The following is a 13,699-nucleotide window of genomic DNA, read 5'->3' as shown; positions in this document are numbered from 1 at the left end:
TCCCGTTTTACTGGTTCCCTGAAACAGGAGCGACGCACCGCACAAAGGTCGCTCCTTTCTCTGCTTCGACGATCACCTCTCCAGTGCCCTGAGGAATCACCACGGCCTTTCCGGGTTCAAGTTCTATCTCTTCTCCCGGCGTAATGATCCAAACATTTCCCTGAAGACCGACGAGGCATCCAGCGCCTTCCATCGAGATCTGCCGTTCTTCCATCTCCTCAAGATCGAAGCGGTCCACAATAAAGTACTTCTGCTCGATCAGGCGGGTGAATCCTTCCATGGGTTTGGGAGCGACCTTACCTGCTGCCGTCTTCGGCTTAATGACCTTCAGTCCCTGCTCAAGATGCAACTCGCGCGGACGGCCATAGTCGTAAAGCCTATAGGTCACATCGCTGGTCTGTTGCGTCTCCAGTAGAACAACGCCGGGCCCGATAGCGTGCACAGTTCCGGCATCGACAAAGAGCATATCCCCTACCTGGACCGGTACCCACTCCATCAGGGATTCCATCGTTCCGTCCGCAATTGCGGCTTTGATTTTCTCCGTATCGGAACCAGGCTTTAGCCCCAGAGCCACTGCTGCGCCGGGTTCTGCTTCCAGTACATACCAGCATTCGGTTTTGCCACGCGTCTCACCAGCCGCTTTGGCTTGTTCGTCATCCGGATGCACCTGAACCGACAACTTTTCATTCGGGAACAGGAGCTTTACCAATAGAGGAAATTCTCCTCCAAGTTCGCGACTCAAATCTGCAAGAGTCCTCCCCTCTAGATCTCCTCCCTCTACAACGCACTGCGGCCCGGTCAGCCACGCTTCGCCCACCAGCTCTGTTGTGCCTGTATCCTCATACCACGGCTTCAGACTCTTTCTTCCCCAGGGTCTTTCACTGAACCACGGCTTTAGCCGGAACGGAGCAATCTCAGTCATCGTCATCCTTTTTGATCTTCTTTCTCTTTTCGAGAAGCATCTGCGGGACGGGCTTCTCGCCCATCGCATCCTTCCATAGGATAACGTTCAATTTGACCGGATCGGCCCGATCCGCATGTTTGAAATCCATCTTCATCGATTCACGAGCGCCTACAGCAGTCTTCTGGTTGGCGGTGTAGATCAGGCCGTTATCACGATTCACCGTATTGACCGTAAAGGGCTTCTGATCGCCGGGCCCCGTAAACAGCGAACTCATCATAGAGCTGAACGCATCGTTATTATTCATTGGAGGAAGCCCTAGCAGCGTCTCCATCGTCCGGATCACGCTGACAGTCGAATAAAACCGACTATCCACAAAGGCACTTTCATCTTTCGCTCTTGGAGCATATTTGCTGATCACCAACGCTAAACTGCGGTGTGCGTCTACGTGATCTGCACCATTTTGAGCATCATCCTCCAGAATGAAAAACGCTGTATCGTCCCAGTAAGGGGAGTGAGAAACCGCATCGACAACACGTCCGATGGCAAGATCGTTATCAGCAACCGAAGACTTCGGAGTCGGGCCTCCCGGAGTGGTTCCAGCGGTATGGTCGTCACCAAGCCGAAGCAGAATAAAGTTTGGCATCGTATCTTTGCCAGTCTCGCGATCCTTCATCCAACCTGAAAAATGCTTCAGAAAGACCTCGGCGCGAATCTGGTCGGGGATACGCAGGTTGAAGTCCGGTGCCTCCGGCGCAAAGTGACCTACCAGTTCCGGCTTGGTCGCGATGTTTTTTGCCAGAAGCGGGATCGCCCACGGCCACTTGTTCTCACCACCACCCCACTCAGCAGGAATCTTCTCTCCCGGCCTGATTGAAGACTGAGCACAATGTAATCCTTCCAGCAAAGGCCCTTCTTGCGAACTACCACTCTTCTTTACATCACAGAATGTCGAAGAGATGTACTCGCCAAAGTGATAATACGTCATGCCATGCCGTGCCAGATTTCCCCATAAATAACCGCTCGATGGTTCATTCACATCTGGGATGTTCTGCAACAATGGATAGCCTTCCGCAACCACTCCTTCGAAGTCGTAGGTCCTCTGCGAGCCACGGTAAGACTGCTGCCACGTCCTCTCCAGATAGTCTGTTCCAATGCCTGCAGTTGACCAGACATGTCCATCGCCGGAGACCTCACCCGAGTCGTAAAAGTTATCCAGCACGCCAAACTGAAGCGCCAGAGCATGTTGGTTCGGCGTAATCTCCTTTCCATACATCGTCAGTGTTGGATCACCATTTCCAACACGCTTCCCATTTTGCTCGAGATCGCCAAAGATCTGATCATAGGTTCGATTCTCTTTGATGATGTAAATCACATGCTTGATACGGCTATTCGATCCGTCGTAAAAACGGATCTTCTCTTCTCCTGCCTTCATACGGTTTGATTCCAATGTCTCTGCCGTCAAGCGCGGAAGCTCACGTTCCATTGCAGCAACATCAAGAGAGGCCAGAGAACCATAGATTAACGTTCCGATATAGGTAAACTTTGATTTTTGGTACCGCGCTTTTGTCTCTTCCGTTATCCTCTGCGGAAAATTATTTGGCCCCGTTCCCTTCCCTTTCGCCGTAGCGACATACAGCTTGCCATTCAGAAGCGTCATTGCAGTAGGCATCCACTCAGTAGGAACAAATCCCACGGGCTCTACCATGCCGCGACTCGCCACCTTCGGGGTCAGTTTGGTTGTATCAATGACTGCGACCGCGTCCGAAGCCGCATTTCCGACATATAACCGTTTGCCATCCGGTGAGATTGCCAAAGCGTCTGGTTCCGCACCAAAGTAGCTCTGCCCCGGCAGACGAGTATCAAAATATCCCTTCACCTTGAACTGATCTTTATCAATCGCCAGAGCAGCAACCGCGTCGCGATTGGAGAGCGCTACATATAACGTTCGCTCATCGGGAGCCATCTCCAGAACGACAGGATGGGTTCCCGCTGCAGTCGGAAGCGTCGGCTTAAGAAGAGCCACCTTTCTGCCAACAACGCCATTCTTCAGGTCGAGCTCCACAACCTCCGAAGCATTCCACAATGCAACAAAAGCTCGGGTCTGGTCCCGTGTAACAGCCAGTGCGATGGGATAAACCGATGGTACGGAACTGTTCTCCGACAGATCGAATCGTTTTTCTACCTCGCCAGTGGACGCATCCATCAACAGCACATCATCGGAGAGATTTCCGGCCACTAGAAGTTTTTCTTTACCCTGCTCTCCGAGAACAGCAATTGCGGAAGGAAACGGAACGGCTTTATCTCCTTCAACTCCCCCCACCAGTAGCGTCTTCTTTCCAGGAGCAAGCTGTTGCATCCCAATCTTCAACAGCTTCTCGCGCGTAATCTTCCCATCATGGAAGCCATATACAATTACGCCGCTTCCCATCCTCTTTGTGCCGTCACCCAGAGGATCGGTCTCAGACCCCAAACTGGCATAGATGTGACTTCCATCAGGACTGAAAGCTAGACCGGAATACAAGGTCTGCTTCGCTCCTACGAGCGTCCAGTCCTCGGGAAAATCTTCTAACTTACCGGTTTGCGTATCCAGCACCGAGAGAGATTGCATATAACGAGATTCGTAGGTCCCATATCCCGCATTGACGGTTACTACGTAGCGCCGATCTGGAGAGACGGCCATAGAGATTGGCAGGCTATTCACACGCTGAGGATCTCCAGGAGCGAGAGGCAGAATCTGCTTGCTCGTCGGCAGATCGATTGGCTTTTGCTGTGCAAGAACCTGACTGAAACAACCTCCTGCAACGATCGTCGCAGTCAGTACAAGGGTTGCGAACTTGCTCTGAATCATTCTTTTCTCCGCTAATGATCTACGACCAACAGACACACGGATACTGTGCCGCACCTGGTGACCCATTAAAGCATCCTTAAGTTATTCCATGATCATCGGCAACAATCTCTTATGCTGCTGATCTGCACATGTAAATCATGCGCGCATCCAAGGTTTCTCGATTCGCAGAGACTCTGATAACCACCACCATATTCATGATCTTCCAACAATCTGCTATTTAACAACCGCTAAAATCACAGCTCCCAGAGCGATCAAGCCCCCGCCGATCAGTTTTCCGGTTGTAAGAGATTCTCCTAGGATGGGCCATGCCAACACAATCACGAAGAGGACGCTCAGCTTATCGATTGGAGCGACCTTTGAAGCTGGCCCTAGCGCCAACGCACGAAAGTAACAGAGCCACGAAAGCCCAGTTGCCAATCCAGAAGCGATCAGGAATCCCAGACTCCGCATATCAAGAGATTGAAGCTGGCGGTGGGAATCGAACTTGAACGCCACCGCCCAGGCAAGAACGAGCACCACCGTGGTTCGCACGGCTGTCGCTAAATTCGATTCGACGTGAGCGACGCCCAGCTTTGCCAGAAGCGCCGTCGCGGCCGCAAAGACGGCGGAAAGTAAGGACCAAGTCAACCAGTTCATGGTCTTTAGTCTATGGCTGAGGTGTTCATGACAGCAGAAAAATCCACTGTTACCAGCATTAACGACCTTCAGCCTGCTTTAATGAGCAATTGAAAGAATCCAAAGGTGGATATGCGGGTACTCCTGATCGAAGACGAACAAAGGCTCGCGGAAAATATCGTCGCTGCCTTACGTGAGACGGGCCTTGCAGTAGATCATGCTGCAGATGGAAATACAGGTTCAGCTTTTGCCACGCAAGGCGTCTACGATGCGATCGTGTTGGATCTCATGCTTCCGGGCAAAAGCGGGCAACGGGTGCTTCAGGATATGAGACAGGCGAAGCTCCATACGCCCGTCCTTATCCTTACAGCTCAGGAAGGCAAAGAATCGATCGTCGAACTGCTCAATGCTGGAGCAGATGACTATCTAAGCAAGCCTTTTGACCTGGGAGAACTTCTGGCCCGGATCAAAGCGCTGATTCGACGATCGAAGGGTGCAGCGACGCCTGTGCTTGCCATCGCAGATCTAAAGCTCAATACGATATACCAAACCGTGAGCCGGAACGGCCAATCCATCGACCTTTCTCCTACTGAATACCGCATTCTGGAGTACCTTCTCCATCGCCCACGTGCTGTTGTATCGAAGCAGGAGCTGCTCGAACATCTCTATGACTTTGACTGGGAGCATCACTCTAACATCATTGAAGCACACGTCTCAAATCTCAGGAAAAAGCTGAATGTCGCAGGGAGCGAACCCTTGATTGAGACATTACGCCACCGCGGCTATCGTCTATATCAGGAGGGTTCTGTTGGATGAATCGGCCCTTTTCCATGACGCGCCGCCTCATTCTGACGGTACTTACACTTGAACTGCTCGCCGCAGCTGCTCTTATCGGAACAGTTGCAATCCATGAACGCCAACTGCGACTGAATGCGTTCGATACTGCGCTGACAGGTACGGCTCAGACGCTATTTGGAGCTGTTCAGGATGCAGACGATATTTCAGACAATCTTCTTATGGATATGCGCGGAATCCATCTGACGAAAAACTCTGTATTTCGCGTTGAAGATGAAAAAGGAAACATCTTAGGCACCGCAGGCATCGTTCCCTCTTTTTCGGAAGAACGCGCGTCTATAGATCCCACCTTCCATAATGCTCAAATCAAGGGGCAAGGGTACAGATTTGTAGTCCTTCACGGGATACGCATCATTGATCCGGGAACAGCAAACGGGGGAACTGAATATAGAGTCACCGTAACCTATGGCATGCCCACAAAACATCTATGGCATGAGGTTCTCGAAGCAACCCGGTTTCTCGCAATCGCTACAATTCTCCTCCTAAGCATTACCGCCGTCGTTCTAGCCTGGATGGTCCGGAAGAGCCTCTCTCCGGTCTATGAACTTGCTCATGAAGCAGGCCGAATTAATTTGAATAGTTGCCGCTTTGATCCTCCTGCAAGCGCTAAAGAGATCACCGAATTGCGCCCTCTAGCGAATGCGCTCGAAGCTGCGCTCTCTCGTTTGCAAGATTCATTTCAGCAGCAGCGTCGTCTCACTCACGATGCCGCACATGAGCTGAAGACCGATCTCGCAATCGTAAAATCTTCGATGCAATTGTTGAGGATGCGAAAGCGTTCCCAAGAAGAATACGATCACGGCTTAATACAGACTCTCGATGACCTGACCCGTCTGGAGACAACTATCCAAAAGATGCTTACGCTGGCCCGTCTGGAACAACCATCTTCCAATACCAACGATAAGCCCACCTCTTGTATTTTCTGGAAGAGTATTGAAGCGGCGGCACAACAGGTTCAGCCCTTCGCTGAAATCAAGGAAATCAATATATCGACCGAGCTCTACACCAAAGCTGAGGTCCCTGTCGACAGCCGCGACGCTATCCTTTTGTGTTCTAACCTGCTGATGAACGCACTTCAACATAGTCCTGAAGGGAGCGTCATTCGCGTTACGCTTACATCAGAAGGGCCCTGGATGAAATTATTCGTTCAAGATGAAGGAGAGGGTATTCATTCGGATGACCTTCCTCATATTTTTGAACCTTTCTATCGAGGAGATCCGTCGCGCTCTCGCAAAAGCGGTGGATCAGGCCTGGGGCTTTCCATATGCAAAGCAATCTGTGATCGTGCAGGCGGCTCCATTCAGATCTTGAACCGCCTCCCCCAGGGAGCCTCCGTTACAGTATCTCTTCCTGCATTGATTCAGGATGAAGGACCTTCATTTTCTGCATCGCTCACAACCCATTCCTGAAGCTTCTATGCGTCAAGCAGCGTTGTTGATTTGAGCCAAACGGAACAAGCGAGAATCGACGACTAATTACACAACGGAGTGATTGCCAGAACGTTAGTTAATTCATTGCAAACGGATTCCAGCGGACACAATTCTCGGCGCTCCAAGCGTAAGCAGCGGAGTTCTCCCCGCCTCGATCCTCTCATTGCCAACATTCTGTACCGAAGTCCACAGCTTCAACCAACGAGTAAAACCGTGTTCTGCATATAGATCAACCTGGGCAAATCCAGCCAGCCTGTATTGATTCGACGAATCATCAAATTGATGTCCACTCGTTCGCAGATACACCCCAAATGTTCCCCATTTCTCCCGCTCCAGCCTCGCTTCCAGAGTGCCAGAGTTGCGGGGGACCTGCGCCGTCCACTTGCCCACCAGAGTTGGATCAGCCTGAAACTTCGTTACTGTCGAATCTGCGTACTGGTAGCCGCCTTTAAGAACGACAAACGATATCGGCCTCATCTCTGCCTCCAGCGTAATACCCTTGCTCGTCAGTTGCCCCAAGTTCTGCCGCTGCAAGGTCGAACTCGTTGGTGTCGAACTGATCGTCACCGCAGCTACAGGTCGGTTGACCTGGGTCCAGAAGTAGCTGGCACGCACCGAGCCAACTCGATGCAGATTCAACAGACCTCCTGCTTCCCATCCTGTCGCTCTCTCCGAGCGCAATGCCGGATTCGCCAGCGTTACCTGCTGTCCCACTTGGCTTGTGCGATACAACTCATTCAACGAAGGCCCGCGAAAAGCACGAAACGCCGAACCGGTTAGCGATAGTCCTCCACGAAGTTGTTTCACCACCCCGAGCCGCGGGCTGAAAAGTGTCTCTGCAATCTCCGGCAAGGTTGGTGCAGGAGTCGCGCCTATCTGCTTTGCATCAAAACTTGCAAAGTGATCCACACGCGATGACAGCGCCACCGACCAACTTCGCGGTTGCCACAGCAGTTCTCCGTAAGCTCCCGCATCACGTTGCCGTGCGCTGGTGCTCACCGTTGCCTGCAAAACGCTATTCGAGACAGGGGTCTCCGCATCTGTTCCTCGTGTATCCAGCACATCGGCGCCCGCTACAGCTGTTACAGGACCAAATGCGCGCGCCCACTGGCCCGATGCCCCTAACTGAGCGGAAGGAACCTGCTGCAATCGAGTCAGTTTCTCACTATTGCGTCCAGCCGGAACAGATGAAAAACTTTGCCGGTATCCTTGGTTCATTCCATGCAACCGTAACAGGAATCTTCCTGCCTCCGAATCATTCCAATCCGCGCCTGCTATATATCGCCAGATTCGTGTCGCGTTCGTTGTCAGCGGAGTTCCATTACTACGAGCCTCATTCAACAGATTTCCACGCAAGAACATCGTGCCATCTGTACCCAATCCATGTCGTATCTCTATCCTGCCATTCTGAGAATGGACATTAGCAGGAATATCAACGGCCCCCCTGCTCTCCGGAGCTGTCAGAACATAGCCCCCGGTACGAAACAAAGTCGATGCACCTAACCCACTCCATCCACGCACCGATCCTGCCAGCAATCCGCTTACAGTCGAGGTGTCTTCCTGCGCGCCCATCACATTCAATCCGTATTGGAGGCGACCTTCCCCAGGAATCACCGGGATTACGTCAATCACTCCGCCGATTGCGCTTGATCCATAAAGGTCTGAAGCTCCACCACGCATGACCTCCACCTGCCGCATTGCCAATTCAGGAATCTCGTTCCAATGAATCCATCCACCGAAAGAATCGTTCAACGGCACCTGGTCGCTCAGCACCAGGGTCCTGCTCGCCGCAGTGGACCCCAATCCGCGCAGCGATGTTCCCTGGCTCGTGGGGTTCGCCACCCACGAACTCGTTCTGCGAAATAGTTGAAATCCTGCAATCTGCCGAAGCCGGTCATCCAGCGCGAATCCAGGAATTTCCTTCAGCTCGCCGGAATCGATGTTCCGCACGCTGCTCGCGCTCGCATCCAACGCCAATGGCATACGGGCTGCAGTCACCTCAACCGTGCTGCTGATCGTGGCAACACGCAGTACAACATCCAGCTCGGTTCCGCCTCCCGCCGCCTGTTTTATGGGGGAAAATCCATCATGCGAAATCTCGATCATGCTCTGCGTGCCGATCACAGCGATCGCCACACACCCAGAGGGGTCACTAGTTGCCTGCTGCGCTCCACTCCGAACCACCGCACCGACAAGTGCGCCGCCTTTCTCATCACGCACGCAAACTTTGACCGTTCTCTCCGCTGCAAAACCAGGAAAAGTCATGCCCAACAAACATATCGATGCGCACCAGCGCGCAATCTTCCCAGGGATCATCATCCTTCTATCCTATGGCTTTATCGAATCGGAGATAAGCAGATTGCTAGTATGACGTACATACGGCGCAAATTGTTTGCGCTCCAAGAGCAAAACTCCAGCGTGGTCACCCCTGGGAGAGCGTGGTACCCTTCCCGCACCAGGTTGCCGATATGGAAACTACTCGCAGACTTTTTTGCTCTCAGGCTGCCGCTCTTCTGTTATCAACTCGTCTGCCTGCCCAGACTCCTGCCACAGGAACCCCTACTCACCCTAACGTCGCGCTCATCGATCACGACCGCATCCTCGCAGCGGCTGATCGCTTTTTGTCACAACCACCCTCCCCCCTTACTACCTTGCCAGCCCCCAACTCTCCCGGATCCTCCCGCGACTACTACTCCGAGCCAGACGGTTTCTCCGCACATCGTGACGCTCTCCTCTCCCTCGCCCACATTGTGCCCGCTCTCGCCTCGGCTTACGTTCTAACCAAAGACGAGCGATATGCTCGCCAGGCAGTTGCACATCTCCGCGCCTGGTTTGTCTCTCCGGAAACCTCCATGAAGCCGAGTCTCGAGTATGCGCAGGTCGTTCCGCCCGCAAAGGCCGGGCGACCTGAAGGGTTAGTGGAAGCTGTGCACCTCGCCGAAGTCGCGCAATCCATCCCTTTTCTAGCGAGCTCCGAGGCCTTTTCGCAGGAAGATCAGCTAACCACCATAACCTGGTTTACCGGTTACCTCGACTGGCTCAATACTTCCCGCACCGCCGGACTCGCCCGCGACTCCCGGGACCACAATGGTTCCTCATGGCTCCTGCAGGCTGCCGCTTGTGCCCGACTCAATCTTAAAGACGACCGCCCTCTGACGACGCTTCGTCACCAATTCCGCAGCTCGACCATCCGGGCCCAGATCAGCTTCGATGGCTCTTTCCCACGCGAACTCACCACACCCGATCCCTACCGAAACAGTCTCTTCAACCTCGATATGCTTGCCGGCTGCTGCGAGCTGCTTTCTACGCGGTTCGAAAACGTCTGGGGCTACGAACTGCAAGATGGCCCTGGTATACGGGTCGCCGTAGCCCGCATGTTTCCTTTTATTGGCCATCGAGGGTCCTGGCCTTACAAAGCTGATTCCGCTTTTTTTAATGCGCTCCCTTTGCGACGCCCCGCTCTCCTTCTCGCTGCGCGCGCATACAGCCGCCCTGAATACGCCGACCTGTGGAAGACGCTGCCTGCGGATACATCCATCCCAGAACTTGATCGCACGTTCCCGATCCGACAGCCGCTCCTATGGAGTACACGGTCGCGGTCATAATCAAAAAATTTATTTCGCATTAACACTCAATCGGAAAGCGGTTCATTTTAGACACACAACCTGCCAAATAGTTCTGTTATTCATCGAAAAGTAACGTGATTTTCATTTTCGCCCCGAATACTCGCTCCTATAGAGGCCAAATGAAACTCACACGTTTGTTATTTATTTTGTTTGTCTTATTCTCCGAGAGTTTTGCACAAACCAGCACAGGAAGTATCACCGGTTTCCTTACCGATAAATCCGAATCCGTCCTCGCAGATGCGCAGGTTACGCTTACGGATGAAAATACTGGCCGGCAACGCGTCACCACCACCAACAACTCTGGGCAATTCACACTCACCCAACTTCCCCCATCCACCTATACCCTCGAGCTCTCTCACTCCGGCTTTTCTTCCCAGAAGACCAAGGGGATCGTCCTCCAGGTAGGACAGGAGATCAATCGTAATTTCACTCTCAATATTGAGAGTGCTCAGACCGTAGTTACGGTCGATGCTGGAGGAGCCGCCCTTGAAACTGATTCAGCAAGAATCGGTGGTAACGTTGCTGCCCGTGAGATTCAGGAGCTACCTATCAACGGTCGCCAAATCTCACAGCTTTATCTTCTCGTTCCAGGAGCCACAAACTCGGGTTCCGGCACCTTCGATAACATCCGCTTCTCCGGCCGCGCTGTTGAGCAGAACATCATTCGTCTCGACGGAATCGAATCGACCTCCATCATCGATACGTCCCCGGGCAATCTCAATGGTGAGTTGACCTCGCTCTTCCGCCTTCAGCAATCTCTTGAGGCTATTCAGGAGTTCCGCATCGACTCCTCCAGTTATCCGGCTGAGATGGGAACCGGCACCGGAGGCCAGATCAGCTTCATCACCAAGTCAGGAAGCAACAACCTGCACGGATCCGTCTTCGAATACGTCCGCAACGACTTCTTCGACGCTAGAAACACCTTCAATCGCAGAGCAACCGGAAACTCATCTGCGGGGAATCCCAAGTTCCGTCTGAATCAGTTCGGAGGTTCCATCGGAGGTCCCATCCTCAAGGACAAACTCTTCGGATTCGCAGTTTACGAAGGTCTACGCCAGACCTGGGCAGCCCCCTATACGCAGGCGACGCTGAGCAACTACACGCGATCGCAGATCCCCACCACCAGCCCTGTCTATCCGCTGTTGGCCGCCTTTCCCGCAGATCCATTTCCGCTGGATCCGGCATTCGCCTCGCGGACCGTCACGACTGTCGGTAGTAACCGTATCAACGAGGACTTCGGCGCAATCCGCCTCGACTATCACATCAACAATCGCTTCGGGCTCTACGCTCGCTACAACATCGACCAGGGTACTTCCTCACAGATTCAGGACGCTTCTCTGAGCCAATTCGGTCAGGTCTCTGTTCCGCAGAATGGCGTGCTGGCGTGGACACAGGTCTGGAGCCCACGCATCTTCAACGAAACCAAGTTCGGCTATAACGGCATCAAAATGCGGGTCCAGGGAATCGCCGGGCCCAGCCCCAACGCCGATCTAAGCCGCGCGCGTATCGCCATCGCGGGCCTCACTAACGTGGGATCGCTCATCAGTCTGTCCAGCTCGTTCAATGGCGTGGGAGCTCCTTATACCGGGCAGACTCTCTCCTACATCGATAACCTCTCCGTCATCAAGGGAAACCACAACCTCAAGTTCGGTGTTGAGATTCGCCCGATCTCGCTCTACAACAATCAGCTTGGTGGAACGACCTACACCTTCAACAGCATCAATGATTTCAGAAACAATACCCCCTCGCAGATCGCCTTTTACGGTGATCTGAGCGACAAGAGCCCCTTCACTGGACTCAGCGGGAACGCGCAGGTCAAACAGGCCTATTACATCGGCTACGCGCAGGACGAGTGGAAGATCAAGCGCAACCTTACCCTTAGCTACGGCCTGCGCTACGAGTACTACTCACCCCTGCACGAGGTTCGGAACAAGAACGTCTTCTTTGACATGGCTGCTGGAACCATCTATCCCAAGTACACCGGCGACTGGTTCCAGAGCTCGAAAGTCAACTTCGGCCCTCGTCTCGCCCTCACCTGGGCTCCTGATTCACTCAACGGCAATACGGTCTTCCGCATCGGCGGCGGCGTCTTCTACGGTCCCGGTCAGACGGAAGACCAGATCCAACCCGAAGCAAACGATCGCGTTACCCGTACCTTTACCTCCGGCAAGGTATACCCCATCAACCCGACAAACGATGTCTACGCCAACTACGACATCAACAGCCCCACCCTGGGCTATCAGCCTCGTGCTTATGCTCCGAACTACAAAGTTCCTGAGCGCGTCACCACCTACACCGCCTCCATCGAACAGCGCCTTCCCGGCCAGGTTCAGTTGATGGTCGGCTACGTCGGATCGACGGGACGGAACCTCTTCCTTCGCTCCATCACGAACCTGATCACTGGCGTGAATACCAACCCCACGACCGGTGTCGGTACTGCTGTACGACAGTTCGGCGGCCGCTTTGCCGAGATCGACTATAAGACCTCGGGCGGAACCGATATGTACAACGCTCTTCAAACCTCGCTGCAGCGGCACTTCTCCCGCGGACTCTCCCTCGGGACGCAGTACACCTGGGCGAAGGAGCTGGGAACTTCCAGCGGATCGAACGAAGCGACCACTGCCCAGAACCCTTACAACTTCGGTATGGAATATGGGCGCGGAACCTTCGATATCCGCCATAGCCTGAATGCAACCGTGCTTTACGAGTTGCCCTTCGGCCATGGCAAGGCCTACTCCCTCTCGGGACCGTGGAATGTGCTCGGCGGCGGTTGGCAGGTCGGAGGGATCGTTAACTTCCGTAGCGGTCTGCCTATCGATGTCCTCATCACCCGGCCGGACCTGGCCTACGTCGGCAAGCCTGGAACTTCCATCGCAGGCCAGACCTTTGCCAACCCGGTCATCGTCAACGGCGCGGTACAGACCAATGCAGTCGTCAATGTGCCCGGCGGCGGGAACAGCCGCAATATCCGTCGGCCCAACGTTGTACCTGGCGTCAATCCCTACCTCAAAAATGGTTTCCAATATCTCAATCCGGCGGCCTTCTCTACGCCGGCTCCGGGAACCTTCGGCAACTATCGACGCAACGATCTGTCCGGGCCGAATCTTGCTCAGCTCGATATGACACTTGGCAAGTCGTTTCGCGCAACGGAGCGGGCCTCTGTAGAGTTCCGCGCCGAGGTCTACAACATCCTTAACCACCCCAACTATGCCAATCCAGGAACGGTTCGCCTGAACCAGACCCTGGCAACAGCAGTTGGGAATGGATCGCAGCCTGGAACCCCGTTCACACCTTCAGGCGCTGGCTCGGCCTTCGGTGTGCTTTCTTCGACCGTGGGCAATCAGGTTGGCATTGGAGCCAACCGGCAGATCCAGCTCTCGCTGCGAGCCAGCTTCTAAACCTCACCCCGAGGTCGTCAGGA

General features: G+C 53.7%; 8 protein-coding genes. 4 read left to right on the top strand and 4 right to left on the bottom strand.

The features are described from left to right. Positions 1 to 7 precede the first annotated feature (7 nt). From H7846_RS07740 to H7846_RS07730, 3 genes are all read right to left on the bottom strand, one after another. Positions 8 to 928 (bottom strand): type I phosphomannose isomerase catalytic subunit, encoded by a 921-nt coding sequence (locus H7846_RS07740; RefSeq protein ID WP_255460931.1) that lies wholly within the window; start codon positions 926 to 928, stop codon positions 8 to 10. Further along, the gene (locus H7846_RS07735) at positions 915 to 3,752 is read right to left on the bottom strand and encodes a bifunctional YncE family protein/alkaline phosphatase family protein (RefSeq protein ID WP_186695887.1); all 2,838 of its coding nucleotides are present in this window, start codon (positions 3,750 to 3,752) and stop codon (positions 915 to 917) included. The genes H7846_RS07740 and H7846_RS07735 overlap by 14 nt, the downstream gene beginning before the upstream one ends. A 213-nt stretch (positions 3,753 to 3,965) precedes the next feature. Continuing rightward, positions 3,966 to 4,388, bottom strand: a complete 423-nt coding sequence (locus H7846_RS07730) for an EamA family transporter (RefSeq protein WP_186695886.1) — start codon at positions 4,386 to 4,388, stop codon at positions 3,966 to 3,968. Positions 4,389 to 4,499: 111 nt separating this feature from the next. On the opposite strand from H7846_RS07730, the gene H7846_RS07725 reads away from it, so the two are divergent. After that, entirely contained in the window at positions 4,500 to 5,183 is a 684-nt protein-coding gene (locus H7846_RS07725) for a response regulator transcription factor (protein WP_186695885.1), read from the top strand. After that, the gene (locus H7846_RS07720) at positions 5,180 to 6,631 is read left to right on the top strand and encodes a sensor histidine kinase (protein WP_186695884.1); all 1,452 of its coding nucleotides are present in this window, start codon (positions 5,180 to 5,182) and stop codon (positions 6,629 to 6,631) included. The genes H7846_RS07725 and H7846_RS07720 overlap by 4 nt, the downstream gene beginning before the upstream one ends. A gap of 102 nt (positions 6,632 to 6,733) precedes the next feature. Here H7846_RS07720 and H7846_RS07715 read toward each other — a convergent pair whose 3' ends face one another. After that, a complete protein-coding gene (locus H7846_RS07715) occupies positions 6,734 to 8,971 on the bottom strand; it encodes a TonB-dependent receptor plug domain-containing protein (RefSeq protein ID WP_186695883.1) in 2,238 nt (745 codons plus the stop codon). A 149-nt stretch (positions 8,972 to 9,120) separates the two neighbouring features. On the opposite strand from H7846_RS07715, the gene H7846_RS07710 reads away from it, so the two are divergent. Together H7846_RS07710 and H7846_RS07705 are read left to right on the top strand one after the other, a co-directional pair. Next, entirely contained in the window at positions 9,121 to 10,257 is a 1,137-nt protein-coding gene (locus H7846_RS07710; RefSeq protein WP_186695882.1) for an alginate lyase family protein, read from the top strand. Between the two features lie 140 nt (positions 10,258 to 10,397). Next, positions 10,398 to 13,676 carry a TonB-dependent receptor gene (locus tag H7846_RS07705; protein WP_186695881.1) on the top strand — a complete coding sequence of 1,093 codons (3,279 nt, stop codon included), beginning with the start codon at positions 10,398 to 10,400 and terminating at the stop codon, positions 13,674 to 13,676. Positions 13,677 to 13,699: the final 23 nt, after the last annotated feature.

It is taken from the genome of Edaphobacter sp. 4G125 (assembly GCF_014274685.1).
Taxonomy (GTDB): Bacteria; Acidobacteriota; Terriglobia; order Terriglobales; family Acidobacteriaceae; genus Edaphobacter.
This window is presented reverse-complemented; position numbering and strand designations above follow the sequence as displayed.

Coding starts and splice junctions, on each gene's coding strand:
- H7846_RS07705 (WP_186695881.1), top strand. CDS start 10,398: ATGAAACTCACACGTTTGTTATTTATTTTGTTTGTCTTATTCTCCGAG.
- H7846_RS07735 (WP_186695887.1), bottom strand. CDS start 3,752: ATGATTCAGAGCAAGTTCGCAACCCTTGTACTGACTGCGACGATCGTT.
- H7846_RS07725 (WP_186695885.1), top strand. CDS start 4,500: ATGCGGGTACTCCTGATCGAAGACGAACAAAGGCTCGCGGAAAATATC.
- H7846_RS07730 (WP_186695886.1), bottom strand. CDS start 4,388: ATGAACTGGTTGACTTGGTCCTTACTTTCCGCCGTCTTTGCGGCCGCG.
- H7846_RS07720 (WP_186695884.1), top strand. CDS start 5,180: ATGAATCGGCCCTTTTCCATGACGCGCCGCCTCATTCTGACGGTACTT.
- H7846_RS07710 (WP_186695882.1), top strand. CDS start 9,121: ATGGAAACTACTCGCAGACTTTTTTGCTCTCAGGCTGCCGCTCTTCTG.
- H7846_RS07715 (WP_186695883.1), bottom strand. CDS start 8,971: ATGATGATCCCTGGGAAGATTGCGCGCTGGTGCGCATCGATATGTTTG.
- H7846_RS07740 (WP_255460931.1), bottom strand. CDS start 928: ATGACGATGACTGAGATTGCTCCGTTCCGGCTAAAGCCGTGGTTCAGT.